Raw genomic sequence first — 25,558 nt, forward strand, 5'->3', positions numbered from 1 at the left:
GATGCGGCCCCGGAAGCTTGAGCTTCCGGGGCCGCATCCTGTGTCGTGGACGCTCAGGCCAGGGACGGCGACGCTCCGGCCGGTCCCGTAGGCGCGGAGGCCGAGGACGGTGAGCCGCTCACGGGCGCACTGCTGATCGGCGCGCTCGCGGTGACCCCGCTGGAGGTGGACGGGTTCGGATTGCTCGGACCGGTCGGTGGCTGGGAGGTGGAGGGCTCGCCCGGGTTCGAGGGGCCGGTGGGCGGCTTGCTCGTCGGTGGGTTGGACGGCGGCTTCGAGGTGGGTTTGGTCGACTGCGAGGTCGACGGACCTCCTCCCGGCTCTTCCGATGCGCTCGACGACGGGCCCCCGCTCGTACTGCCGGGGCCATCGGACTGGCCGGACTGGCTCGGGCGTGAGCGTTCGGGCGTCCTCGACGAACTGGGTCCCGGGTCGACCTCGTCGGAGCTACCGGGGAGGGGGTTCGCGGGGTCCTCGGGCTCGTCGGCGGGCTCGGTGTCCGGCTCGTCCGCCTGGAGGCCGTCCTGTTCGTCGTCCACGTTGGCGGACTGTCCGTTGCGGACGTTCACGCTGGGCTGTTCCTCACCGTCCCCGGCCATGCCCAAGGTCAACACCGTGCCCAGTAGGGCGACGATCACCGCACCGGCTCCCGCGGCGACCAGATTGCGCCGCGCGCCGCGCAGCACGGCGAACCGCTTGCCGGGCGCCGAGCGCGGCTCGTCGCGCCGGAAGGTGTACGGGGGTGGTGCGTGCGCGGCCACCAGGGTCTCCGGGATGACCGCCGTTTCCGCGGTGCGCGGCTCCTCCGATCGCCCGTCGACGGGGGCCGGCGGTACGACCTCTTTGCCGGGGGGCAGGGCGAGAACGGCCCGGGCAGCAGGCAGTTCCACCTCGGGCGCGGACACCGGCGGGGGTTGTACGGGACTCTGGGCGGCGCTCGGAACGAGACCGTTCTCACGGTCGGCCACCAGGGCCAGCGCACGGCGCCCGGCAACGGTGCCCCGTTTGTCGGCGAGTGCTCCGCGCATGGCGATGGAGGCTTCCAACTCGGCCCGCGCCCGGTCCAGACTGTCCGTGCAGAGGGCCAGAACGCCCAGTTCGTGGTGGAAGTAAGCCTCTTCGGCGACCTCGCCCGCGATGCGGGCGGCTTCCGAGCCGACGCGCAGAACGCGCTCCCAGGCACCCCAGTGCATCCCGGCGGCGAAGGCCGGTGCGGCACTGCGGGCGAGGAGGACGGCCGTGCTGGCGTCAGCGGCTTCCGTGCCGGGCACCAGTGCCGTGAGGGCAGCGACGATGGCGTCCACTTCGGCAACGGCCCGCTCGGGGGTGACGGAGGGGTGCGCGGTCCACCAGGCGTAGTGCTGTGCGGTGGTACGGGCGAGGGCCGCGGCCTCGTCGGCGTACCCCCGTTCGGTGAGCTGCACCAGCACGCCCGCGGCGAGCCGGTACCGACCGCCGACGGGTGAGAGCAGTCCGCAGCGCATCAGTTCGCCGATGGCGGTGTCCGCGTGGGTGTCACCGATGAGCGCCGGCAGATGCGCCTGGTGCGGGACCTCCCCGCCGAGGGCGACGGCGAAGCGCAGGGTGTTGCGGGCGGACTCGCTGAGTCGGGAGGCGAGCAGGGCGGCGGGCGCGGCCCCCTGTCCCAGGGTCGGTAGGGGGACCTCGCCGCCCGTGGCGTCGATGCGCACGAAGGCTTCGAAGGCGTCGGGGTCCTCTTGGAGTTCCTGGATCTCCTGGCGCAGCGCGTCGCACTGCCGCAGGAGCGCACCGGCCTGGACGAAGCGCAGGGGCAGGCCCTCGGACTCGAACCAGAGGTCGCCGGCCCAGTTCTGCTCGTCCTCGGTGAGGGGCCGGTCCACGGCGCGCTTGAGCAGTTCCAGGGAGGCGGGGCGACCGAGACCGACCAGGGTCACCTCTTCGAACCGTGAGCTATCGGTGGGCCCGGGCACCTCCGGAGTGGTCGCCGTCAAGAAGGCGCACTCGGGTGCGGCGTTGAGGAGTTCATCGAGGGCCGCGCCGCCGAAGTCGAGGTCGTCGAGGACGACGATCGCACCGATCTCCCCGATGTGGGCGAGGAGTTGACTGCGGTCGGGACGCTGCTCGGGGGTGGTGTGGATCGCGTTGAACAGGTCGTTCAGCAGATCGCTCGGCGTGCGCTGGCGGCCGTTGAGACGGACGACGCCATCGGGTGCGAGATCGGTGCACTCCGCCGCGACGGCGTCCAGCAGGGCCGTACGGCCGGAGCCCGCAGCTCCGGTGACGCGTATGGAACGGCCCCTGGCGAGCATCCGTATCAGTCGCTCGCGCTCCTCGTCCCGCTCCAGGAGCGGCAGTCGCGGAGTGGCCGGCCCGGCGAGCGCGGGCGGCCTGCCGATGCGCTCGTGCTCGATCCGTTCGGAAGTGCTACGGCGCACGGGTGCGGTGAGTCGCACCAGGCCGTCGGGGGTGCCTCCGGGTGGACAGAGTTCGACTTCGCTCCCGTCCACGGGGTTGACGGTCAGCAGAAAGTCGCCGGAGATCAGTCGGACCATACGGGCCGGTGCCGGCCCCGTCTGTCCGAAGCCCGGTGCCGCGACGTCACGGGGCGGGCGCGCCGCGCCCTCTTGTTCGCCGAAACTCTCGTTGTCCATCGTCCAAGCCCCCAAATGCACTGTGCATAGGTTCGTCCGCCGCCACGGTCCTCGCGGAGCCCGCGACGAAGGGCAGCCACGAAGGGGCCCTCCCGGTCACTTCGTACGCCCGGCCGTCGCTTCGGCTCCCCGCCAGCCGGTACGAGCCCCGTGAGGTGCTGGAACGGCGGGTGGGTGAGCCTTGAGACCCCCGCAGGGTATCCACCTGCGGTGGGGTACTGCCCCGTCCGCGACGTCACAGTCTCATGAGAATGGCCGCAGGGGTCCGCTCGGAGCCGACTACCGGGCTCTGTCACCGCAGGTGTTGTACAGCTGTTACCGCGCGGTCGCAGGAGCGTCACCGCTGGCCCGCGCCTTTTTCACATCACGGTCATCCCAGAGAATCCGGCGCATCCCGGAGATCCCGGGAGGCGGCGCTGGGTGCGCGTCAGACCCGAGGAAGCGATTCAGCGGCCAGTCCGCCTTCGATCGCGAGGATGCGGTGCAGCCGGGTGGCCACCAGGAGGCGCTGCATCTGCGGTGGTACGCCGCGCAGCACGAGTCGTCGGCCGCAGCGGCCGGCCCGGCGGTGGGCGCCCATGATGACTCCGAGTCCCGTTGCGTCCCAGGAGTCGAGGTCGGTGAGGTCGAGGACGAGATCGCCGTGACCGTCGTCGACCGCCGAGTGCAGGACCGTGCGGGCGTCCGCCGCGCTGCGCACGTCGAGGCGGCCCCCGACGACCAGCTCGGTGTGGTCGCCCCTGATGTGCATATGCGCTCCCCGGGAAGTGCTTCAGTGCCCTGTGCGAATGCCGCCGGCCGCCCTGGCATCACTCGCGCTGGCTGCTCTGACTGTGCTCGTTCGGTGCTCGTTCGGTGCTCGTGTCGTGCTTGAACCGCTGTGCTGGGCGCTCGCCCTGCGGTTCCAGCGGTGTTCTTGGGTGTTCTTGTCTTTCATCAACTGACTGCCCGAAGGGCACTCCAGTTGCTGGTTGTAAGCGAACCGATACCGAATTCACCCCTGAGGGTGATGTTCGACGGCCTGTCAGCGGGTTTCGTGGGTGTAGAAGCCCTGGCCGCTCTTCCGTCCGATGTCCCCGGCGTCGACCATCCGGCGCATCAACTCCGGCGGGGCGAACTTCTCGTCCTGGGACTCGGTGTAGATGTTGCTCGTGGCGTGGAGGAGGATGTCGACACCGGTCAGATCGGCGGTGGCGAGCGGGCCCATCGCATGTCCGAAGCCCAGCTTGCAGGCGATGTCGATGTCCTCGGCCGAAGCCACTCCCGACTCGTAGAGCTTGGCCGCCTCGACGACCAGCGCCGAGATCAACCGGGTGGTGACGAAGCCCGCCACGTCGCGGTTGACGACGATGCAGGTCTTGCCGACCGACTCGGCGAACTCACGGGTGGTGGCGAGGGTTTCATCGCTGGTCTTGTAGCCCCGTACGAGTTCGCACAGCTGCATCATCGGCACGGGCGAGAAGAAGTGGGCGCCGACGACCCGTTCCGGGCGGTCGGTGACCGCCGCGATCTTGGTGATGGGGATGGCCGAGGTGTTGGAGGCGAGCACGGCGTCGTCGCGGACGAGCCGGTCGAGGGCGCGGAAGATGTCGTGCTTGACGTCCAACTGCTCGAAGACCGCCTCGACGACGATGTCCGCGTCGGCGACGGCGTCGAGTTCGGTCGTGGTGGTGATGCGCGCCAACGCCGCATCGGCCGCTTCCGCTTCGAGCTTGCCCTTGGCGACGAATCTGTCGTAGGAGGTCCGGATGCCGTCGGTGCCCCGGGTCAGCGCCTTGTCGGTGACGTCCCGCAGAACCACGTCCCAGCCCGCCTGGGCAGAGACCTGCGCGATCCCGGAACCCATGAGTCCGGCCCCGATGACGGCGAGCTTCCTGGCCACTGCGACACCCCTTAACACACGTTTACATTTCGCCTCTCGGGCGGAGGTTAGCGGTCTGCGGCGGCCGTGTGGCGGTGAAGAGATGCGCGTCACGTCTCAAATGACGGACATCACACCGGGGTCGGTCAGCGAGCCGTCCGCACGGCGTAGTCACGGACCTTCGCGCCCAGCAGGTCTTCGATCTCGTCCAGGACGGCGAGGGCTTCGCGGGAGACCTCTTCCGGAGCACGGCCGGCCATCATCTCGCGTCCGATGAAGCTCATGGTGGCCTCGTGCGCCCAGGTGATCTGACCGGCGATCAAGCCGGGCAGCGGGTCGGCGGGTCCGGTCGCGAGTTCCGCACGGAGCTCCGCCTCCAGGTTCTCCTGAACCTCCTGCTGCATTCCCCAGAGGCTGGAGCGCAGGGTGGGCGCCGCATGGATGACCAGCAGGAACCTCTCCCATCCCGGGACCAGCCCCACCTTCGGTGAGATCGCCTCGACCTCCGCGCGCAACTCGCGCAGTACGGCGGCGGCGGCCGACTCCCCCGCGGGACGTCCCCGCACCCAGCGGGCGAGGCGGGTGGTGACCTCCTCGCTGCGGTCGAGGAACAGGTCCTCCTTGGTGGCGAAGTAGTTGTAGACGGTGTTGACGGAGACATCGGCCGCCTCGGCGATCTCCGCGATGGTCACGGCGTCGAAGCCGCGCTCCAGGAAGAGGCCGGTGGCGGTGTCGGAGATGTGCTGTCTGGTCTGGCGCTTCTTGCGCTCCCTAAGTCCCTCGGCCATGCCGGGCATCGTAGCTTTTCCTCCCTCTCTTAAATTTTAGAGTCATTGCAAAGTTTGAGTGACTCTGCTTTTCTGGGGCCATGGCAGTCATCAGCACGACCGGGCTCGCCCGGACCTTCCCCGGCAAGAACGGGCCCGTGGAGGCCGTGCGCGGGATCGACCTCACCGTCGAAGGCGGCGAGATCATCGGATTACTCGGCCCCAACGGCGCCGGCAAGACCACCACCCTGCGGATGCTCACCACCCTGCTGGCGCCCACCGGTGGCCGGGCCACCGTCGCCGGCTGCGATCTGGTGCGCGACCCCGTCGGCGTACGTCTCCGTACGGGCTACGTCGCCCAGTCCGGCGGGCTCGACCCCCACGTCACCGTTGAGGAGGAACTCACGACGCAAGGCAGGCTGTACCGGATGCCCAAGGCCGCGGCCGTCGCCCGTGCAGCAGAACTCGCGGAGGACTTCGGCTTCGCGGAGTTGACGGAGCGTCCGACCGCGGCCCTCTCCGGTGGCCAGCGACGCCGAGTCGACCTGGCCATGGGCCTGATGCACCGGCCCGACGTGCTCTTCCTCGACGAACCGACCACGGGGCTCGACCCCGGCAGCCGGGCCGACCTCTGGAACCTGGTGCGCAGACTGCGCGACGAACACGGCACGACCGTGTTCCTGACCACGCACCACCTGGATGAAGCCGACGCGCTCGCGGACCGCCTGATCATCGTCGACCGGGGCGTGATCATCGCCGAAGGAACTCCCGGCGCGCTCAAACTCCAGTACGGCGGCTCGCGACAGGCCACCCTCCAGGACGCGTTCCTCGCCGTCACCGGCCGCGCCCCGGCCCTGCCGACCCCGCGCCCCTCGCCGTCTAAGGACCGCCGATGCTCTTCCACGACACCGCACTGATCTTCGGTCGCTACGCCCGACAGACCCTGCGCTCCCGGTTCCACGTCCTCATCGGCATCCTGACGCCACTGCTCCACCTCCTCTTCTTCGGGCCGCTGCTCACCGGCTTGTCTCTAAGCTCCCGGGGCGACTCCTGGCAGGTCCTGGTGCCGGGGCTCCTGCTCCAACTCGCCCTCTTCTCAGCCGCGTTCGCGGGCTTCGGCGCCATCGTCGAACGGGGCCAGGGCGTGGTGGAACGCATGCGGGTCACGCCCGTGAGCCGCCTCGCACTGCTCCTCGGCCGAGTCCTGAGGGACACCGCACTCGCGGTCTTCCAATCCGTACTGCTGGTGCTCGTGGCGCTGGCGATGGGCCTGCGCGCACCGTTCGCCGGCGTTCTGATCGGTCTGGCGTTCGTCGCCCTGCTGGTCGTCTCCCTGGCGTTGTTGTCGTACGCGCTGGCGCTCAGGGTCCGCGCCCCCACGAGTTCGGCCCGGCCGTCAACGCGTTCGTGATGCCGTCCGTGCTGCTGTCGGGCCTGATGCTGCCGATGACCCTGGGCCCGACTGGTTGGACGGGCTCTCCCGGCTCGTGCCGTTCCGCCATCTGGTCGACGCGGTGCGGGACGCCTACGCGGGCGCGTACGCAACGACCTCCATGCTGTACGGCGGGATCGTGGCGGTCGCGTTCGCCGTGCTGGCCGTGACGGTGGGCACACGTGTCTTCCGTACGGCCAGCGCATAACTACGCTGGGCCCATGGTCAACCTGACACGCATCTACACCCGTACCGGCGACCAGGGCACGACGGCCCTGGGCGACATGAGCCGCGTCCCCAAGACGGACCTGCGGATCTCCGCGTACGCCGACGCCAACGAGGCCAACGCCGCGCTGGGCACGGCGATCGCCCTGGGGCACCTGCGGGAGGACGTCGTCACCGTGCTCGTGCGCGTCCAGAACGACCTCTTCGACGTGGGGGCGGACCTGTCGACCCCGGTGGTGGAGGAGCCGAAGTACCCGCCGCTACGCGTCGAACAGTTCTACATCGACCGACTGGAGGCGGACTGCGACCGTTTCCTGGAGGAACTGGAGAAGCTGCGCAGTTTCATCCTGCCGGGCGGCACCCCGGGCGCGGCCCTCCTCCACCAGGCGTGCACCGTCGTACGGCGGGCCGAGCGTTCGACCTGGGCGGCCTGGGAGGTCCACGGCGAGAGCATGAACCCGCTGGCGGCCACCTATCTCAACCGCCTCTCCGACCTGCTGTTCATCATGGCCCGGCTGGCGAACAAGGAGACCGGGGACGTGCTGTGGGTCCCCGGCGGAGACCGCTGAGACCTCGGCGTCCCTTCTGATCGCCGCGGCCCCGTCGACCGGTTCTCCCCGGTCGGCGGGGCCGTTCGTCCGGCACCGGCCCTCAGACCCGGGCGGCTACGGGCGGCTCACCTTGACCGGCTCACGGTCCGGCTCCCGGTTCCCGGGGTCCTTGTTGGGCCAGAGCACGTACGTCAGTGCGATCAGCCCGTGGATACCGGTGATCTTCCAGGCCTGGAAGATCCAGCCCTCCAGCGAGGCGGAGCCGGCCGGGTCTCCGACGTACCAGATCGCGAGGAGCAGCAGCACGCTCGCGACCGCGGCGCCGATCACCGTGCCGAACCAGATCCTGGCCTCGTGGGCGGCCCGTGCCTTCCCGTAGCGCGGCGGCTTCACGGGCGGCGGCGCACCGCCGAAGCGATGGGCCGCATGGCCGTCGAGCCAGGTGACCGTGCGGTGGCCATGCCCGACGGTGTAGCCGATGTAGAGGGCGGCCAGACCGTGCTTCCAACTGGGGTCCGCCCCGTTCTTGAGGTCGATCGCGGTGACGACCAGCAGCACGACTTCCAGCAGGGGCTCACACAGCAGCAGCGCCATGCCCGCCTTCGGCTTCTTCAGGATGTACCGCGTGGCGAGCCCCGCCGCCAGGAGCACCCAGAATCCGACCTCGCAGATGATGATCAGCGTGACGATCACGGCACAACTCCTTTCACTACCTCCAGCGTCTCCCCGAACGGGCCGCTGATCGTCGTCGCCGGTGACGAAGTCGTCCTGCATCTTTCGATGTACTCGCAGCTCACCCGGGCCGAGGACGCCCTGGAGCCGCCCCGCCGTGTTGGATGGGAACGTGACGTTTCCCCGCCCTCACCGTGACGATGTGATCCTCGCCGTCGCCGCGTTCCTCGGCGGTGTGCTGCTCTGGTCGCTGGGGCTGCACACCCAGTCCTCCCGCGACGAGTTGCCCGCCTGGGTGGCGCTGGTGCCGCTGGCGGTGATGTCCGCGCAGTCGCTGCTGCGCCGGATCCTGCCGCTCTCCATGCTGCTGGTCGCCACGGTCGCGCTGATCGCCGATCAGTTCACGGTCGGCAATCTGGTGGTCGTGGTCCTCTTCACCGACGCGGTGTACGCGGCGGTGCTCTACGGCCCTCCCTCTGCGGCCCACCGTGTCCCCGTGGTCTCGGGGCTGATCACCGTGGCGTCGACGATCACCCTGCTCGCCGTGCTCCAGGATCCGGTCGGGCTACTGCTGGGGGTGATCATCGGGCTGATCACCCTCACACCGGCCATCACGGGGAGCATCATCCGCAACCACCGGGAGGCGGCCGACGCGGCCCGGCTGCGCGCCGAGCAGACGGCGTTGCTCGCCGAGATGGACCGGGTGCAGGCGGTGACCGCCGAACGCAGCAGGATGGCCCGCGAACTGCACGACATGGTGGCGAACCACCTCTCCGCCATCGCCATCCACTCCACGGCCGCGCTCTCCCTCAACGATCCGCGGACGACCGAGGAGGCCCTCGGGGTCATCCGGGAGAACAGCGTCGCCGGCCTGTCGGAGATGCGACGGCTGATCGGGCTGCTCAGACAAGGCAGCGACGACAACGAACCGGCGGCGGCCCCGACCCTCGCGGGACTCGATGCCCTGGTCGCCCAGGCCCGTACCAACGGGGCGGCCAGCGGGCTCACCTTCCACCTGGACGACCGGCGGGAGCCGGGGATCGCGCTCCCCGCGCCGGTGGAGCTGGCGGCGTACCGCATCGTCCAGGAGTCGGTGACGAACGCCCTGAAGCACGCGGAGCCGGGGGAGGTGGAGATCCTCCTCTCCCACCGGGCGGGGCGCACCCTGACCGTGGAGGTGAACAGCCCCTTCGGGAGGAGACCGGGCCCCCGGGCACCGGGCTCCGGGGCCGGACTGGTGGGGATGCGGGAGCGGGTGGCCCTGTTGAAGGGCGAACTAGTCGCGGGTCCCGTCGAGGGGCCACCGGGCGGCCCGGCCAAGATCTGGTCCGTACGGGCGGTGCTCCCCGTACGGAATGACGACAAGGAGCCATCGGCATGACGGACGGAACCGACGGAATGCGCGAACAACCGGGCACGCCCATCCGGGTGTTGGTGGCCGAGGACCAGAGCTCGGTGCGCGCGGGACTGGTGCTCATCCTCAGGAGCGCCGCGGACATCGAGGTCGTCGCGGAGGCCGCCGACGGCGAAGAGGCGGTGGAGCTGGCCCGGAAGATCCGTCCCGATCTGGTGTTGATGGATATTCAAATGCCCCGTCTCGATGGGGTTTCAGCTACCCGACAGATCGTGGAGGACCGTCTCGCAGATGTCTTGATACTGACTACGTTCGACCTTGACGAGTACATCTTCGGAGCGCTAAGAGCGGGCGCCTCCGGGTTCCTCTTGAAGAACACCGAGGCACATGCCCTGTTGGACGCGGTGCGGACGGTCGCCCGCGGAGAGGGCCTGATCGCCCCGGCGGTGACCCGGCGTCTGATCGCAGAATTCGCTGCTCCGAGCCGTGTTCGCTCCCCTGACGCCCCTGACCCCGCCGTGCTGGACGTTCTCACCCGGCGCGAGCGGGAGGTCCTCTCGTGTCTCGGCCAAGGACTGTCGAATGCCGAAATCGCGGTACGGCTGTGCATGGCTGAGGCTACTGTGAAAACGCATGTGAGCCGACTGCTCGGAAAGTTGGACCTCCGTAGCCGGGTCCAGGCGGCCGTTCTGGCGCAGGAGTTGGGAATCTGACCCCATCTCTTCACGCCACCGGCTAGCTTTGGTCTGGACCTATTGACGATTGGTCCAGACCTCCTTACTCTCACCGCAACACACGCTGCAGTGAGCCACGCAGAGTGCGCAGTGCACGGTCCTACCCCACTATCCGGACCTCCCCAAGGAGCACCCTTGAGCACTCAACCCCCACCACTCAACGGCTTGAGAAAACGTATGTCTAAAAGATCGCGAATAGTCGCGGGCATGACCGCGCTCGCCCTGCCCCTGGCCGCAATGGTCGCCATGGCATCCCCCGCACAGGCCGCCACCTCGGCCTCCGCGAGCTATGTCAAGGGCTCTGACTGGGGCAGCGGCTTCGAGGGCAAGTGGACGGTGAAGAACACCGGCACCACGACCATCAACGGATGGACCCTTGAGTGGGACTTCCCCACCGGAACTAAGGTCCTCTCCTCCTGGGACGCCGACGTGACCAGCGCCGGCAACCACTGGACGGCGAAGAACAAGCCCTGGGCCAACACCCTGGCCCCCGGTGCTTCGGTGACCTTCGGCTTCAACGGTCAGGGCACCGGCGCCCCGACCGGCTGTAAGATCAACGGCGCTTCCTGTGACGGCACGGGCGGCGACGCTCCCCCGAGCGCTCCCGGCACCGTGACCGCTGGCGACGCGGACGTGACGGAGACCCAGGCGAAGATCAGCTGGGGCGCTGCCACGGACGACAAGCAGGTCAAGAACTACGACGTCTTCCGGGACGGGAACAAGGTCGCCACCACGACCTCCCTGACCCACACGGACACGGGCCTGGTCAAGGGCACCACCTACTCGTACACCGTCCAGGCGCGCGACAGCATCGACCAGCTCGGTCCGCTGTCCGGTGCCCTCTCGGTGACGACCAAGGGCGGGGTCATCGACCCGGGCGCCAAGAAGAAGATGGGCTACTTCACCAACTGGGGCGTCTACGGACGCAACTACTTCGTGAAGAACCTGGACACCTCCGGCACGGCGTCGAAGATCACCCACATCAACTACGCCTTCGGCAACGTCCAGAACGGTCGCTGCACCATCGGTGACGCCTACTCGGACTACGACATGGCGTACGGTGCGGACAAGTCGGTCGACGGTGTCGCGGACACCTGGGACCAGCCCCTGCGCGGTAGCTTCAACCAGCTGCGGAAGCTGAAGAAGAAGTACCCGCACATCAAGGTCCTGTACTCGTTCGGCGGTTGGACCTGGTCCGGCGGCTTCGGCCAGGCCGTTGCCAACCCGACCGCGTTCGCGCAGTCCTGCTACGACCTGGTTGAGGACCCGCGCTGGGCCGATGTCTTCGACGGCATCGACCTGGACTGGGAGTACCCGAACGCCTGTGGTCTGACCTGTGACACCAGTGGTCCCGCGTCCATCACCAACATGATGAAGGCCATGCGGACCAAGTTCGGGCCCAACTACCTCATCACGGCGGCCACCACGGCCGACGCGTCTGACGGTGGCAAGATCGACGCGGCCGACTACGGCGGCGCCGCTCAGTACATCGACTGGTACAACATCATGACGTACGACTTCTTCGGCGCATGGGACGCAAAGGGCCCGACGGCTCCGCACTCCCCGCTGACGGCGTACTCGGGCATCCCGAAGCCGAAGTTCACCTCGGCCGAGGCGATCGCGAAGTTCAAGGCCAAGGGCGTGCCGGCGAGCAAGCTCCTGCTCGGCGTCGGCTTCTACGGCCGCGGCTGGACCGGTGTGACCCAGGCTGCTCCGGGTGGTACCGCCACCGGTGCCGCCCCCGGCACCTACGAGCCCGGCAACGAGGACTACAAGGTCCTCAAGAACACCTGCCCGTCCACCGGCACCATCGGCGGCACCGCCTACGCCCACTGCGGCAGCAACTGGTGGAGCTACGACACCCCGGCGACCATCAGCTCCAAGATGGCGTGGGCCAAGCAGCAGAACCTGGGTGGCGCCTTCTACTGGGAGTTCAGCGGAGACACCGCCAACGGTGAACTCGCGAACGCCGTGCACACCGGCCTCCAGTAGCCGTACCCCGTAGGTAACCAGCACTGCACTGCACACAGAAGGGGCCGGGGAGAACCATCTCCCCGGCCCCTTCCGCATGTCCGCACCCGTACGGCTCCTCGGGCACCGCACCTCGGACCGTGCGATGAACGGCACCACTCACCGCTTGAGTGCTCAGCTCACCACGGGCCCCTCGCCCGGGTCGCCCCCACACTGCGGACGTGCCCGAGGTGGTCGGCCGCATCGCACCGCCCACGACGCCGGACCCGACCCGGCGGGTACGACCGACTGCCGGGCTCCCGGCCTGAGCGGCGGGCACGACAAAGGACGCTGCCCGGTGGACAGCGCCCCTGTGTTCCCTCACGTACGCCGGATCTGTCGGATCCCTCGGATCCTGCCGACTGCCGGCCGCCCCTACGCCACGTTCACCCGCTGGCCGGGAGGCGCCGCCTCCAGCCAGGCCAGGAAGCCGGTCAGGGCGTCCTCGCTCATCGCCAGTTCCAGCCGGGTTCCGCGATGCAGACACCCCAGCACCACCGCATCGGAGAGCAGGGCCAACTCCTCCTCGCCCTCCGGAGTGCGACGGGCCACGACCTCGATCGCCGAACGCTCCAGGGTGCGACGGGGGCGCGGGGCGTACGAGAAGACCCGGAACCACATGATCCGATCACCGCTGTAGCGGGCCACTCCGTACACCCATCCCTTGCCCGAGAGATCGGGCTCCTCCGGGAGGTTCCAACGGAGACTGCAGTCGAAGGTGCCGCCGGAGCGCTGGATCAGTCGTCGGCGCAGACCGAAGACGAAAAGGCCGATCCCCACCAGTGTGACGACGGCCAGGACGCTCACCAGCACTGCGAGGAACATCTCCACCGACCTCCTCGCATCGTGCTCGTCCTCGTAACCAAACGCACTGCTCTATGCACCTGCATCGCCTCAGCCGCGACACGGTCTGGATGAGTCCAGACCGGGCCGCGGCTGAGGGTTTGACTGTTGGCGGGGTGCTCAGCGCACCGCCACCGCACGCAGTCGGATGTCGGCACGACGCTCGGCGGCGGCGTCCTCCTCCGACTTGGCGCGCTCCAGCGCGCGCTCGGCGCGCTGGGCATCGATCTCGTCAGCCAGCTCGGCGATCTCCGCCAGCAGCGACAACTTGTTGTCGGCGAAGGAGATGAAACCGCCGTGCACAGCAGCGACGACCGTCCCGCCCCCCTCCTCGGAAGAGGTACGGATCGTCACCGGGCCCGACTCCAGCACACCGAGCAGCGGCTGGTGACCGGGCATGACGCCGATGTCGCCGGACGTGGTGCGCGCGACGACCAGGGTGGCCTCGCCGGACCAGACCTTCCGGTCGGCGGCGACCAGCTCGACATGCAGCTCAGCAGCCAAGGGTGGCTCCTCGGGTCACCACCCGGCGAAGACGCCGGGTGTTGGGTCAAAGTCTAATGGGGCTTGCGAAGGGGGACGGGACGGACCCGCCCCCCTTCAAGAGTCAAAGACTCAGGAGACGCCCAGCTCCTTGGCGTTGGCCTTGAGGTCCTCAATGCCACCGCACATGAAGAACGCCTGCTCGGGGAAGTGGTCGTACTCGCCGTCGCAGATCGCGTTGAACGCGGCGATCGACTCGTCGAGCGGCACGTCCGAACCGTCCACGCCGGTGAACTGCTTGGCGACGTGGGTGTTCTGGGACAGGAAGCGCTCCACACGACGGGCACGGTGGACGGCGATCTTGTCCTCCTCGCCCAGCTCGTCGATACCGAGGATCGCGATGATGTCCTGGAGGTCCTTGTACTTCTGCAGGATTCCCTTGACCCGCGTGGCGGCGTCGTAGTGCTCCTGCGCGATGTAGCGCGGGTCCAGGATGCGGGACGTGGAGTCCAGCGGGTCCACGGCCGGGTAGATGCCCTTCTCGGAGATCGGACGGGAGAGAACCGTCGTCGCGTCGAGGTGGGCGAAGGTGGTGGCCGGGGCCGGGTCGGTCAGGTCGTCCGCGGGGACGTAGATCGCCTGCATCGAGGTGATCGAGTGACCACGGGTCGAGGTGATGCGCTCCTGGAGGAGGCCCATCTCGTCCGCGAGGTTCGGCTGGTAACCCACTGCGGACGGCATGCGGCCGAGCAGGGTGGATACCTCGGAACCGGCCTGGGTGTACCGGAAGATGTTGTCGATGAAGAAGAGCACGTCCTGCTTCTGCACATCGCGGAAGTACTCCGCCATGGTCAGACCCGCGAGCGCGACGCGCAGACGGGTGCCCGGGGGCTCGTCCATCTGACCGAAGACCAGGGCGGTCTTGTCGATGACGCCCGACTCACTCATCTCGTCGATGAGGTCGTTGCCCTCACGGGTGCGCTCACCGACACCCGCGAACACCGACACACCGTCGTGGTTGTTGGCGACGCGGTAGATCATCTCCTGGATCAGCACGGTCTTGCCGACACCGGCACCACCGAACAGACCGATCTTTCCACCCTTGACGTACGGGGTGAGGAGGTCGATGACCTTGATGCCAGTCTCGAACATCTCCGTCTTGGACTCCAGCTGGTCAAAGCTGGGGGCCTTGCGGTGGATGGGCCAGCGCTCGGTGACCTCGGCGTTCGCCTCGGGCACATTGAGCACCTCACCGAGGGTGTTGAACACCTTGCCCTTGGTGAAGTCACCGACGGGAACGGTGATGCCCGTACCCGTGTCGGTCACGGCAGCCTGGCGGACCAGACCGTCGGTGGGCTGCATCGAGATCGCACGGACCACGCCCTCACCGAGGTGCTGGGCGACCTCAAGGGTCAGGGTCTTGAGCTTGCCGTCCTCGGCCGGGTCGGCCACCTCGACGGTCAGCGCGTTGTAGATCTCCGGCATCGCGTCGACGGGGAATTCCACGTCGACGACCGGGCCGATGACCCGGGCGACGCGGCCCGTGGCAACGGCCGTCTCAACTGTCGTCGTCATTACTTGTCACTCCCCGCGGTCGCGTCGGCCAGGGCACTGGCTCCACCGACGATCTCGCTGATTTCCTGGGTGATTTCGGCCTGGCGGGCCGCGTTGGCAAGCCGGGAGAGGCTCTTGATCAGCTCTCCGGCGTTGTCGGTCGCCGACTTCATCGCGCGGCGGGTGGCAGCGTGCTTGGAAGCAGCGGCCTGAAGCAGCGCATTGAAGATCCGGCTCTCGACATAGCGCGGCAGCAGGGCGTCGAGGACGTCCTCCGCCGACGGCTCGAAGTCGAACAGGGGCAGGATCTCGCCCTTGGTCCCGCTCTCCTCCACGGCCTTCTCAAGGCTGAGCGGCAGCAACCGGTTCTGCACCGGCGTCTGCGTCAACATCGAGATGAACTCGGTGAAGACGATGTGGAGCTCGTCCACACCACCGTCCGCCGTGTCCTTCTGGACCGCCGCGATCAGCGGACCCGCGACCTTCTTGGCGTCCGCGTAGGTCGGGTTGTCGGTGAAACCGGTCCACGACTCCGCGACCTTGCGCTCACGGAAGCCGTAGTACGAGACACCCTTGCGGCCGACGATGTAGCTGTCGACCTCCTTGCCCTCGGCCCGCAGCCGCTCGGTGAGCTGCTCCGCCGCCTTGATGGCATTGGCGGAGTAGCCACCGGCGAGACCGCGGTCGCTCGTGATGAGCAGGACGGCGGCCCGCACCGGACTGTCGGCCTCGGTGGTGAGGGGGTGCTTCGTGTTCGACCCGGTCGCCACCGCCGTCACCGCGCGGGTGAGCTCGGTCGCGTACGGAGTGGAGGCCGTCACCTGGCGCTGCGCCTTGACGATGCGCGAGGCGGCGATCATCTCCATCGCCTTGGTGATCTTCTTGGTCGCGGTGACGGATTTGATGCGACGCTTGTAGACCCGGAGCTGGGCTCCCATGAGTCAGGTCCCTTCCGTCGTCACTTGCTGGTGCTGACCGGAGCGTCTTCGCCCAGAAGCTTGCCGTCCGAAGTCTCGAACTGGCGCTTGAAGGCGGCGATCGCGTCGCCGATGGCCTGGATGGTGTCATCCGACATCTTCGCGCCCTCGGCGATGCTGGTCAGCAGCCCCTTGTGCTCACGGCGCAGGTGCTCCAACAGCTCGCTCTCGAAGCGGCGGATGTCCTCGACCGGGACGTCGTCCATCTTGCCGGTGGTGCCGGCCCAGACGGAGACGACCTGCTCTTCGACGGGCATCGGCTGGTACTGAGCCTGCTTGAGCAGCTCGACCATGCGCTTGCCGCGCTCCATCTGCGCCTTCGACGCGGCGTCCAGGTCGGAACCGAAGGCGGCGAACGCCTCCAGCTCACGGAACTGGGCGAGGTCCACGCGGAGACGACCGGACACCTGGCGCATCGCCTTGTGCTGGGCGGAGCCACCGACTCGGGAAACCGAGATACCGACGTTCAGGGCCGGACGCTGGCCGGCGTTGAACAGGTCGGACTCCAGGAAGCACTGGCCGTCGGTGATGGAGATGACGTTGGTCGGGATGAACGCCGAGACGTCGTTGGCCTTGGTCTCGACGATCGGCAGACCGGTCATCGAACCGGCGCCCATGTCGTCGGAGAGCTTGGCGCAGCGCTCCAGCAGACGCGAGTGCAAGTAGAAGACGTCACCCGGGTAGGCCTCACGGCCCGGCGGGCGGCGCAGCAGCAGCGACACGGCGCGGTAGGCGTCGGCCTGCTTCGACAGGTCATCGAAGATGATCAGGACGTGCTTGCCCTGGTACATCCAGTGCTGACCGATGGCCGAACCGGTGTACGGCGCCAGGTACTTGAAGCCGGCCGGGTCGGACGCCGGGGCGGCGACGATGGTCGTGTACTCCAGGGCACCTGCCTCCTCCAGCGCGCCGCGCACGGACGCGATGGTGGAGCCCTTCTGACCGATGGCGACGTAGATGCAGCGCACCTGCTTGTTGACGTCGCCCGAGCGCCAGTTGTCACGCTGGTTGATGATCGTGTCGACGGCCAGGGCGGTCTTGCCCGTCTGGCGGTCGCCGATGATCAGCTGACGCTGACCGCGGCCGATCGGCACCATGGCGTCGACGGCCTTGTAGCCGGTCTGCATCGGCTCGTGCACCGACTTACGCACCATGACGCCGGGTGCCTGAAGTTCGAGGGCACGGCGGCCCTCGGTGTCGATCTCGCCGAGACCGTCGATCGGGTTGCCGAGCGGGTCGACGACCCGGCCCAGGTAGCCCTCGCCGACGGCGACGGACAGAACCTCGCCGGTACGGGTGACCGACTGGCCCTCTTCGATTCCGCTGAACTCGCCGAGGACGATCGCACCGATCTCGCGCTCCTCAAGGTTGAGGGCGAGACCGAGGGTTCCGTCCTCAAACTTCAGCAGCTCGTTCGCCATGGCCGAGGGGAGACCCTCGACCTTCGCGATACCGTCGCCGGCCACGCTGACCGTACCGACCTCCTCGCGCGAGGCCGCGTCCGGCTTGTACGCCTGGACAAAGTTCTCCAGTGCGTCCCGGATCTCCTCCGGCCGGATCGTGAGCTCCGCCATCTGGGTTCCCTGCTCTCCTTGTTGGGCCCGAAGTTTCTTAAGGGGGTCTGGGGGCGACCCCCAGGAATCTTCTGCAATCTCTGCACGGCCCAACCGGGCCGCTTACTGCCTTGTTCAGTTGGTGACGGCTGTCAGCCGGCCATCCGACGGGTTGCCTCGTCCAGACGGCTCGCGACGGTCCCGTCGATCACCTCGTCGCCGACCCGCACCGAGATCCCGCCGAGGACCTCGGGGTCCACATCGAGGTTCAGGTGCATCTCGCGCCCGTACAGCCTGGCCAGCACACCGCCGAGGCGCTGCTTCTGGCCGTCGGTGAGCGGTACCGCCGAGGTGACGACCGCAACCATCCGGTCCCTGCGTGCCGCGGCGAGCTTGGACAGGGAGTCGAGTCCCTGTTCCAGGCTACGTCCACGAGGCGCGGTGACGAGACGGACGACCAGTCGCTCGGTGACCGGGTTCACCTTGCCGCCCAGCAGGCTGCGCAGCAGCCCGGCCTTGGCGGAGGGGGTGGCGGCCTTGTCGCTCAGCGCGGCGCGCAGATTCGGGTGGGATTCCGCGATCCGGCCGAAGCGGAACAGCTCGTCCTCGACGTCGTCCAGTACCCCGGCGTGCTGGGCCGAGCTGAGATCGGCGGTGGCCGTCAGCTCCTCCAGCGCGTCGACCAGGTCGCGCGACCTGGACCAGCGGGAGCGGACCATGCCGGAGACCAGATCGAGGGTCTCGCCGCTGATCTGCCCGCTGAGCAGGCGCGACACCAGCTGGGCCTTGGCTTCGCCGGCCTGCGCCGGGTCGGTCAGGACCCGACGCAGCGACACCTCGCGGTTGAGCAGCGCGGTGACGGAGGCCAGCCCCTCGGCGAGCGCCGACCCATCGACGGACGTGGAGTCCGTCAGTGCGTCGAGCGACTCGCGCGCGGTGGCGAGGGCCTCACGGCTCGCTCCGTTCAGGGGCTTCACCGGGTGGCCTCTGCCTTCACAGCGCCGTCTTCCAGCTCGTCGAGGAAACGGTCGATCGTGCGGCTCTGTCGGGCGGTGTCCTCAAGGGACTCGCCGACGAGCTTGCCGGCCAGATCGGTCGCGAGCTTGCCGACGTCCTGACGGAGCGCGGCGGCTGCGGCCTTGCGGTCGGCCTCGATCTGGGCGTGACCTGCGGCGATGATGTCCTCACGCTGCCGCTGGCCTTCCGCCCTCATCTCCTGGATGATCGCGGTGCCCTGCTCGGTGGCCTCCTGGCGCAGCCGAGCGGCTTCGTGACGGGCCTCGGCGAGCTGGGCCTTGTACTGCTCAAGTACGCTCTCGGCCTCGGTCTTCGCCGCGTCGGCCTTCTCGATGCCGCCTTCGATGGCTTCCCGACGCTGCTCCAGAACCTTGTTGATGTTCGGGAGGAGCTTCTTGGCGAGGAAGAAGAAGACGATGGCGAACGCGATCAGGCCGATGATGAGCTCGTCGGCGTGCGGGATGAGCGGCGGCTGCTCCGCCCCCGCTGCCGCAAGATTGAACTGAGTCACATCAGTGCCTTCCGTGAAATGTTGGCTGTCAGGTCCGCGTCTTAGTAGACGAAGCCCATGACGATGCCGATGAGGGCGAGCGCCTCACAGAAGGCGAAACCCATGATCTGGTTGGTACGGATCAGGCCGGCAGCTTCGGGCTGACGGGCGAGGGCCTGGGTACCGTTACCGAAGATGATGCCGACGCCGACGCCGGGGCCGATGGCGGCGAGACCGTAGCCGATCGAGGCGACGTTTCCTTCGACGGCGGCAAGGGTCTGGAGAGCGGACATGCCGGTTCTTCCTTCTCTTTCAAGGACCCGGTGGGGGTTGGCCACCGGACGTCTGGGGTGGAGTGACGGGCGAGGCTTGACTCAGTGGTGCTTGGCGAGCGCGCCCTGGATGTAGCTGGAGGCCAGCAGGACGAAGACGTACGCCTGGACTGCCTGGATGAAGAGCTCGAAGACGATCATCACCATGACCAGCACGAAGGACGTGCCGGCGTAGGCGAAGCCGATGCCGCTCATCAGGTAGTAGGTGGCGAGACTGAACATCACGATCAGCAGGTGGCCGGCGAACATGTTCGCGAACAGTCGGACCGCGTGCGTGAACGGGCGGATGAGCAGGTTGGAGAAGAACTCCAGGACCACGACGAGCGGCAGGATCGGGCCGAGCGACTTGTCGTAGCCGGTGATGTTCTTCCAGCCGCCGACGAATCCGTGGGTCTTGAAGGTCAGGCCGACCCACAGGACGTACACGATCAGGGCGAGGCCCGCCGGGAACGCGATGAGCGACGTCACCGGGAACTGGGCGAGCGGAATGATCGACCAGAGGTTCATCAACCAGATGAAGAAGAACAGCGACACCATCAGCGGGACGTACTTCTCGCCGTCCTTCTTGCCGATGATCTCGTAAACGATGCCGCGGCGAACGAAGTCGTACCCCGCCTCACCGATCATCTGGACCTTGCCCGGAACCAGCTTCGGCTTGCTGAAAGCGGCCCAGAAGAAGGCAACGACCAGGAACGAGCTGATGAAGGCCAGCAACATCGGCTTGGTGAACTCGAAGCCGCTCACCGTGAAGATCGGCTCGTAGAGGAAGGTGTGCAGGCCCGGAGCTGGGAACCCGCACCCAGAAAAGAGCTGGCAATCGGGGTCGAAGGCGAGCATCTGGGGGTCAGCACTCACCGCGGGCTCCTTCAGCGTGGCGCATAGGTACGGCAACCTCGTTGTGTCGGCGCGGCGCGCAGCCGCGGTTCGGCACTGGACTGGTGTTACGGATGTGAGGGCGGCTGGCGGGCAAGGAGCCTCGCGAATGAGCAGGCGTCAGCTCAGATGCCCGCGCCCGCAGAGCCGCAGTTGGCACCGGACGATAGCAGGAACGAGAACGGGTCTTTATACCGCCCCTACCTTTCACGTCGGAGACCCTGCGTTCTCGGGCTTCTGCGCCTTGGTGCCCTCGGGTTCCACGTAAAGGATCTTGGCCTTCATGTACGCACGCGCCTGCGCGGCGACCCATACGAGGGTCGTCGCGAGCAGCGTGAAGGCCATGGCCCTGGCGTTGAAGGCCGTGGTGTCCTTGAACGCCGCCATGAAGATGAAGAGCAACAACAACTGTGCCGTGTAGAGCATCAGACCCATGGCCTGGAACAGGTGCGGCAGGGACCTCGCCGTCCGCTGGAGCACCACGAGCCCCATCCCCATGAAGAGAATGACCACCAAGGTGCCGATGGCCGCACCGATCGCCCCCTTGCCACCGGCGATGCCCGCGCTCACCGCGACGGCGACAACGCCCGCGGCAGCCGTGGGTACGGCGGTGTGAATCAGGGTGCGTGCGTCATTTGACGGCATGGCGGCAGCTCCGCTTGCTTGGTGGGGGCAGTGGTGTCGTCATGGACGAGCCTAATCCGGGTCCGAGTTGGGTCCTCGGGGCCAACAGACCGTCGCACTACGGTCCCTTGGCTCTGTCGCCGGTTCTCGTGAACCGTATCACAAACTATTTGAAGAGGTCTTTACCCGACCGTGTGCCAACTATCACACATGAGAGCGAACCTGCCCGTGTGTGCATAGACCGCCCATTGCTTCGTCTGGTATTGGGCGGCAGTGGGCACTTTGTCAGCGGCGACTCACGGCCTTCCGGTGGTCAGAAATGCGCGAACGAGCGCCCATGGCGGTCGCCCCGTTGACGCCGACGGGAAGCGGAGTGCGCCCTTCCGGCGCCTCTCCAGTCTCAGTCGTCTCATCCGTGTCAAGAGTGTCGGCGCCCGAAGTCCCGTTCGGGTGAGCGGAAAGCGATGGCGTCGACTTCTTGCGCCGTCGATAACGGGGCGGAACGAACGCCTCCGCCCATCGCGGTGCACGCGGAGTGAACCTCGGCAGCAACAACAGCACCAGGCCGAGCGTGCTCAGCGCGACGATCACCATGACGATCCACATCGACGCCGAGTTGACCGAGTAGCCGACCACACCGAAAGCGATCAACGCCGACCAGAAGTACATGATGAGCACCGCACGGCTGTGGGAGTGCCCGATCTGGAGCAACCGGTGGTGGAGGTGCCCGCGGTCGGCCGCGAACGGCGACTGGCCGTTCCAGGTGCGCCGGACGATGGCGAGCACCAGGTCGGCGACCGGAATGGCGATGATCGTCAGTGGGAGCAGCAGGGGGATGAAGACCGGCAGCGCCGCATGGGTCGCCTGGCGTGTACTGCCCTCGAAGAAGATCTTCAGGGCGTCCGGGTCCACCTGGCCCGTCACCGAGATCGCCGCCGCCGACAGCACCAGGCCGATCAGCATCGACCCCGAGTCACCCATGAAGATGCGCGCCGGGTGCATGTTGTGGGGCAGGAAGCCCAGGCACATGCCCATCAGGATCGCGGTGAAGAGGGTCGCGGGCGCCGCTGCCTCGATGCCGTAGCTGAACCAGATCCGGTACGCGTAGAGGAAGAAGGCCGCCGCCGCCAGACACACCATGCCGGCGGCCAGACCGTCGAGTCCGTCGACGAAGTTCACCGCATTGATGCTGATCACGACGAGCGCGACCGTCAGCAGGGTGCCCTGCCACGACGTCAGCGAGACCGTGCCCACGCCGGGCACCGGAATCCACAGGATCGTCAGACCCTGCACGACCATCACACCGGCGGCGATCATCTGACCGCCCAGCTTGATCAGGGCGTCGATCTCGAACTTGTCGTCGAGCACCCCGATGATCCAGATGAGGGCAGCACCGGAGAGCAGCGCCCGCGGTTCGTTCGACAGCTCGAAGACGCTGTTCAGGTTCTGTAGGTGGTCGGCGACCAGCAGTCCCGCACACAGGCCGAAGAACATGGCGATGCCACCGAGCCGTGGTGTCGGTTCTCGGTGTACGTCACGTGCCCGGATCTCCGGCATCGCCCCGGTCGCGATGGCGAACTTGCGCACCGGACCGGTGAGCAAATACGTCACGGCGGCTGTGACACAGAGCGTCAGCAGATAATCACGCACGGGCTGCCCCACAGGAATCGCTGGCCATCTCAGCCCCACACCCTAGCTGTGGCGGCCACATGTTTGAGGACACCAGGGGTGCTGGCGATGGTTGCACTCGATTCCGGCTACCCCCGATAAGGCGGAAATCTACCTGCAAGCTCGCGTACTTCTGTACTTACTCTCCGCGACAGCTCCCCGTCATCACGGAGTGCCAGCGCGAACAGGGCCCCGATCCGTGCCATCTCCCGCTCCCCCATGCCCTGTGTGGTGACCGCCGCCGTACCCAGGCGGAGGCCCCGCGCATCGCCGTGGGGCAGCGCGCACGTGTCCAGGACCACTCCGGCAGCCGCCAGGTGCGCCCGTGCCGTTCTGCCGTCCCGACCGAGCGGGGCGGGGTCTGCGCCGATCAGATGGGTGTCCGTGCCGCCGGTCAGCACCTCGAACCCCTCCGCCTCCAGACCGGCGGCCAGTACCCGGGCATTGGCCACCACCTGATGGGCGTACGTGGTGAACGCCGGTGTCGCCGCCTCGCCGAACGCCACGGCCTTCGCCGCGATGGTGTGCATCTGGGCCCCGCCCTGGGTGAAGGGGAACACTGCGCGGTCGACCCGCGCGGCAAGCTCCCTGCCGCACAGGATCAGTCCGCCGCGCGGACCGCGCAGCACCTTGTGGGTGGTGGCGCAGACGACGTCCGCGTACGGAACGGGACTCGGTGCCGCCCCGCCCGCGATCAGCCCCATCGGATGGGAGGCGTCCACGATCAGACGGGCGTCGACCTCGTCGGCGATCTCCCGGAACAGGGCGTAGTCCGGATGCCGGGGATAGGAGATGGAGCCGCACACGAGCGCCTGGGGACGGTGTTCGCGCGCCAGCGCACGGACCTGGTCGTAGTCGATCAGGCCCGTCTCCCGGTCGACGCCGTAGCCGATGAAGCGGAACCAGCGGCCGGAGAAGTTCGCCGGGGAGCCGTGGGTCAGATGACCGCCGTGGGACAACCCCATCGCGAGGACCGTGTCACCCGGTTCGAGCAGGGCCGCATAGGCGGCCAGCACCGCGGACGAGCCGGAGTGGGGTTGTACGTTCGCGTGCTCGGCGCCGAAGAGTGCGGTGGCGCGCCGTACCGCCAGCCGTTCGGCCTCGTCCACCAGCTCGCACCCGCCGTGGTGCCGGGCGCCGGGGTAGCCCTCGGCGTACTTGTTGACGAGCGGGGAGCCGAGGACCGCAAGGACCGCGGGGGAGGTGAAGTTCTCGGCGGCGATCAGCTGGAGTCCCTCCGCCTCGCGAGCCGTCTCCCCCCGCACGATCTCGGCGATCTCCGGGTCCTGGCGCAGGAGGGAGTCGAAGTCCGCGGGGATGACGGGGGGTGCGGCGATGACGGCCATCGTGGGCTCCGGACCTGGCAGGCGCGGTGGGGGCTGCCCCTCCAATGTAGACCGCGGGGGGCCGGGATGCGGAGTGGTCGCCCCGTGACCCGCTCCTGCGGCAGGGTGTTGCGCTGTGCCCTCGGCGCGGTCCGGCATCGGGGGAACACAAGCGCGGCACTGAGGGTCGACGGCTCGGCGCCGCGGCCGTGCCGAGACGGTCCGACCAGGTCGCGCGCCGCGCCGATCAGCGCGGCGGAATGCCGGTGAGTGCCGTCAGCACCGGGTCGAGGGCCTGGTTGATCTCGTCACCGATCGAACGGAAGAACGTGATCGGTGCACCGTAGGGGTCGTACACCTCGTCCGCATCCGGGGTCGGGGCCAACAGCCAGCCGCGGAGCGCAGCCGCAGCACGCACCAGAGCGCGCGCACGCTCCACGACGCCTTCGTCCTTGGGGTCCGGCAGGGTCGTCGGATCGATCGCCCGCACCAGACGGGTGAACTCCTTCAGGGTGAAGGTCCGCAGGCCCGCCGAGTGGCCCATGGAGATGACCTGTGCGCGGTGGTCGCGGGTCGCGGTGAGCACGAGGTCCGCCCGGATCACATGCTCGTCGAGGAGTTCACGGCCCGTGAATCCCGTCGAGTCCGCGCCGAAATCCGCGAGGACCACTTCCGCATTGGCCTCCATCGGGGCGCCCTCGTGCCCCCAGGTGCCCGCGCTCTCGACGATCAGACCGCCGATGGGCGCGCCCGCGGCGAGGGTGGGCACGCGATCGCCGAGGCGGTCGCTGAGGGCATGACGGGTGAGCCGCTCGGTGATCGGCGAGCGGCAGACGTTGCCCGTGCTGACGTGGAGGATCCTGAAGGTGTCGCCGATGGCGTTCGCACCTATGCCACGCCCCTCAGGGGTGATCAAGGGGCCACCTCAAGGTCGGGTACGACCTTCCGGAGCTCATCGGCGTCGAGCGCGCCAACGCGCAGGAGGACCGGTACGTCGCCGGTGACGTCGACGATCGAGGAGGGCACGATCCCGGGGGTCGGACCGCCGTCGAGGTAGACGGAGACGGAGTCGCCGAGCATTCCCTGGGCGGCGTCGCAGTCCTCGGGTGCCGGGTGACCGGTGAGGTTGGCGGATGACACCGCCATGGGCCCGACCTCGGTGAGCAGCTCGATGGCGACGGGGTGCAGGGGCATCCGGATGGCCACCGTCCCCCGGGTGTCCCCCAGGTCCCACTGGAGGGAGGGCTGGTGGCGCGCGACCAGGGTGAGTGCGCCGGGCCAGAAGGCGTCGACCAGTTCCCAGGCGTCTTCGGAGAAGTCGGTGACCAGGCCGTGGAGGGTGTTGGGCGAGCCGATGAGGACGGGGGTGGGCATGTTGCGCCCCCGGCCCTTGGCGTCCAGGAGTTCGGCGACGGCTTCGGAACTGAAGGCGTCGGCACCGAGGCCGTAGACGGTGTCGGTGGGCAGCACGACCAGTTCGCCCCGGCGGACGGCGGACGCGGCCTCGCGCAGGCCGGTCGTACGCTCGTCGGCTTCGTTGCAGTCGTATCGCCGTGCCATCAGGGGGCCTCCTCGTACAC

24 protein-coding genes and 1 pseudogene are annotated in these 25,558 nt (G+C 68.1%); 6 read left to right on the plus strand and 19 right to left on the minus strand.

Translation table 11 applies throughout. The annotated features are described in order from the left end of the window. Positions 1 to 53: 53 nt before the first annotated feature. From ABZ348_RS03230 to ABZ348_RS03245, 4 genes are all read right to left on the minus strand, one after another. The gene (locus tag ABZ348_RS03230; RefSeq protein ID WP_358928816.1) at positions 54 to 2,633 is read right to left on the minus strand and encodes an ATP-binding protein; all 2,580 of its coding nucleotides are present in this window, start codon (positions 2,631 to 2,633) and stop codon (positions 54 to 56) included. Positions 2,634 to 3,060: 427 nt separating this feature from the next. Continuing rightward, entirely contained in the window at positions 3,061 to 3,384 is a 324-nt protein-coding gene (locus ABZ348_RS03235) for an STAS domain-containing protein (RefSeq protein ID WP_329023415.1), read from the minus strand. A 273-nt stretch (positions 3,385 to 3,657) separates the two neighbouring features. Then, positions 3,658 to 4,515: a 3-hydroxyacyl-CoA dehydrogenase family protein gene (locus ABZ348_RS03240; protein WP_358928818.1), complete on the minus strand. Its 858-nt coding sequence runs from the start codon at positions 4,513 to 4,515 to the stop codon at positions 3,658 to 3,660. Positions 4,516 to 4,640: 125 nt separating this feature from the next. Next, complete coding sequence (locus tag ABZ348_RS03245; RefSeq protein WP_358928820.1) at positions 4,641 to 5,282, minus strand: TetR/AcrR family transcriptional regulator; 642 nt, start codon at positions 5,280 to 5,282, stop codon at positions 4,641 to 4,643. An 80-nt stretch (positions 5,283 to 5,362) separates the two neighbouring features. On the opposite strand from ABZ348_RS03245, the gene ABZ348_RS03250 reads away from it, so the two are divergent. The 3 genes and pseudogenes from ABZ348_RS03250 (at position 5,363) to ABZ348_RS03260 (ending at position 7,487) form a co-directional block, all read left to right on the plus strand. After that, a complete protein-coding gene (locus ABZ348_RS03250) occupies positions 5,363 to 6,178 on the plus strand; it encodes an ATP-binding cassette domain-containing protein (protein ID WP_358928822.1) in 816 nt (271 codons plus the stop codon). After that, positions 6,154 to 6,901, plus strand: a pseudogene (locus tag ABZ348_RS03255) (ABC transporter permease). Before ABZ348_RS03250 ends, ABZ348_RS03255 begins: the two are co-directional and overlap by 25 nt. A 13-nt stretch (positions 6,902 to 6,914) precedes the next feature. After that, positions 6,915 to 7,487 carry a cob(I)yrinic acid a,c-diamide adenosyltransferase gene (locus ABZ348_RS03260; protein ID WP_358928824.1) on the plus strand — a complete coding sequence of 191 codons (573 nt, stop codon included), beginning with the start codon at positions 6,915 to 6,917 and terminating at the stop codon, positions 7,485 to 7,487. 96 nt (positions 7,488 to 7,583) lie between these two features. On the opposite strand, the gene ABZ348_RS03265 is transcribed toward ABZ348_RS03260, so the two are convergent. Beyond that, the gene (locus tag ABZ348_RS03265; protein ID WP_358928826.1) at positions 7,584 to 8,162 is read right to left on the minus strand and encodes a hypothetical protein; all 579 of its coding nucleotides are present in this window, start codon (positions 8,160 to 8,162) and stop codon (positions 7,584 to 7,586) included. A 151-nt stretch (positions 8,163 to 8,313) separates the two neighbouring features. Between ABZ348_RS03265 and ABZ348_RS03270 the strand changes: the two genes are divergently transcribed. The 3 genes from ABZ348_RS03270 (at position 8,314) to ABZ348_RS03280 (ending at position 12,221) form a co-directional block, all read left to right on the plus strand. Beyond that, positions 8,314 to 9,522 (plus strand): histidine kinase, encoded by a 1,209-nt coding sequence (locus ABZ348_RS03270; RefSeq protein ID WP_358928828.1) that lies wholly within the window; start codon positions 8,314 to 8,316, stop codon positions 9,520 to 9,522. Next, on the plus strand, positions 9,519 to 10,208 hold the full coding sequence (locus tag ABZ348_RS03275; protein WP_358928830.1) for a response regulator transcription factor: 690 nt from the start codon (positions 9,519 to 9,521) through the stop codon (positions 10,206 to 10,208). The genes ABZ348_RS03270 and ABZ348_RS03275 overlap by 4 nt, the downstream gene beginning before the upstream one ends. 198 nt (positions 10,209 to 10,406) lie before the next feature. Next, on the plus strand, positions 10,407 to 12,221 hold the full coding sequence (locus tag ABZ348_RS03280; protein WP_358929789.1) for a glycoside hydrolase family 18 chitinase: 1,815 nt from the start codon (positions 10,407 to 10,409) through the stop codon (positions 12,219 to 12,221). Positions 12,222 to 12,614: 393 nt separating this feature from the next. On the opposite strand, the gene ABZ348_RS03285 is transcribed toward ABZ348_RS03280, so the two are convergent. From ABZ348_RS03285 to ABZ348_RS03350, 14 genes are all read right to left on the minus strand, one after another. Beyond that, the gene (locus tag ABZ348_RS03285; protein WP_329023397.1) at positions 12,615 to 13,064 is read right to left on the minus strand and encodes a DUF2550 domain-containing protein; all 450 of its coding nucleotides are present in this window, start codon (positions 13,062 to 13,064) and stop codon (positions 12,615 to 12,617) included. Positions 13,065 to 13,202: 138 nt separating this feature from the next. Continuing rightward, on the minus strand, positions 13,203 to 13,586 hold the full coding sequence (locus ABZ348_RS03290; RefSeq protein WP_358928832.1) for a F0F1 ATP synthase subunit epsilon: 384 nt from the start codon (positions 13,584 to 13,586) through the stop codon (positions 13,203 to 13,205). Between the two features lie 111 nt (positions 13,587 to 13,697). Then, positions 13,698 to 15,140, minus strand: a complete 1,443-nt coding sequence (gene atpD, locus ABZ348_RS03295) for a F0F1 ATP synthase subunit beta (RefSeq protein ID WP_358928834.1) — start codon at positions 15,138 to 15,140, stop codon at positions 13,698 to 13,700. Continuing rightward, positions 15,140 to 16,057: a F0F1 ATP synthase subunit gamma gene (locus tag ABZ348_RS03300; protein ID WP_358928836.1), complete on the minus strand. Its 918-nt coding sequence runs from the start codon at positions 16,055 to 16,057 to the stop codon at positions 15,140 to 15,142. Before ABZ348_RS03300 ends, atpD begins: the two co-directional genes overlap by 1 nt. Before the next feature lie 20 nt (positions 16,058 to 16,077). Beyond that, complete coding sequence (gene atpA / locus ABZ348_RS03305) at positions 16,078 to 17,670, minus strand: F0F1 ATP synthase subunit alpha (RefSeq protein ID WP_358928838.1); 1,593 nt, start codon at positions 17,668 to 17,670, stop codon at positions 16,078 to 16,080. A gap of 131 nt (positions 17,671 to 17,801) precedes the next feature. Beyond that, a complete protein-coding gene (locus ABZ348_RS03310; protein ID WP_358929791.1) occupies positions 17,802 to 18,617 on the minus strand; it encodes a F0F1 ATP synthase subunit delta in 816 nt (271 codons plus the stop codon). 5 nt (positions 18,618 to 18,622) lie between these two features. Beyond that, positions 18,623 to 19,177 (minus strand): F0F1 ATP synthase subunit B, encoded by a 555-nt coding sequence (locus tag ABZ348_RS03315; protein WP_358928840.1) that lies wholly within the window; start codon positions 19,175 to 19,177, stop codon positions 18,623 to 18,625. Between the two features lie 41 nt (positions 19,178 to 19,218). Further along, the gene (atpE, locus tag ABZ348_RS03320) at positions 19,219 to 19,449 is read right to left on the minus strand and encodes an ATP synthase F0 subunit C (RefSeq protein WP_137993321.1); all 231 of its coding nucleotides are present in this window, start codon (positions 19,447 to 19,449) and stop codon (positions 19,219 to 19,221) included. 81 nt (positions 19,450 to 19,530) lie between these two features. Further along, entirely contained in the window at positions 19,531 to 20,343 is an 813-nt protein-coding gene (gene atpB, locus ABZ348_RS03325; RefSeq protein ID WP_358928842.1) for a F0F1 ATP synthase subunit A, read from the minus strand. Positions 20,344 to 20,568: 225 nt separating this feature from the next. Further along, complete coding sequence (locus ABZ348_RS03330; protein WP_358928844.1) at positions 20,569 to 21,006, minus strand: hypothetical protein; 438 nt, start codon at positions 21,004 to 21,006, stop codon at positions 20,569 to 20,571. 264 nt (positions 21,007 to 21,270) lie between these two features. Beyond that, positions 21,271 to 22,635, minus strand: coding sequence for an MraY family glycosyltransferase (locus ABZ348_RS03335; RefSeq protein ID WP_358928845.1), 1,365 nt, complete (start codon positions 22,633 to 22,635; stop codon positions 21,271 to 21,273). A gap of 107 nt (positions 22,636 to 22,742) precedes the next feature. Continuing rightward, the gene (glyA, locus tag ABZ348_RS03340; protein ID WP_358928847.1) at positions 22,743 to 23,999 is read right to left on the minus strand and encodes a serine hydroxymethyltransferase; all 1,257 of its coding nucleotides are present in this window, start codon (positions 23,997 to 23,999) and stop codon (positions 22,743 to 22,745) included. Between the two features lie 226 nt (positions 24,000 to 24,225). After that, positions 24,226 to 24,894, minus strand: coding sequence for a protein-tyrosine-phosphatase (locus tag ABZ348_RS03345; RefSeq protein WP_358928849.1), 669 nt, complete (start codon positions 24,892 to 24,894; stop codon positions 24,226 to 24,228). Continuing rightward, positions 24,891 to 25,538, minus strand: coding sequence for an L-threonylcarbamoyladenylate synthase (locus ABZ348_RS03350; RefSeq protein WP_329023379.1), 648 nt, complete (start codon positions 25,536 to 25,538; stop codon positions 24,891 to 24,893). The genes ABZ348_RS03345 and ABZ348_RS03350 overlap by 4 nt, the downstream gene beginning before the upstream one ends. Positions 25,539 to 25,558: the final 20 nt, after the last annotated feature.

It is taken from the genome of Streptomyces sp. NPDC005963, from assembly GCF_040638655.1.
In the GTDB taxonomy this organism is placed as follows: domain Bacteria; phylum Actinomycetota; class Actinomycetes; order Streptomycetales; family Streptomycetaceae; genus Streptomyces.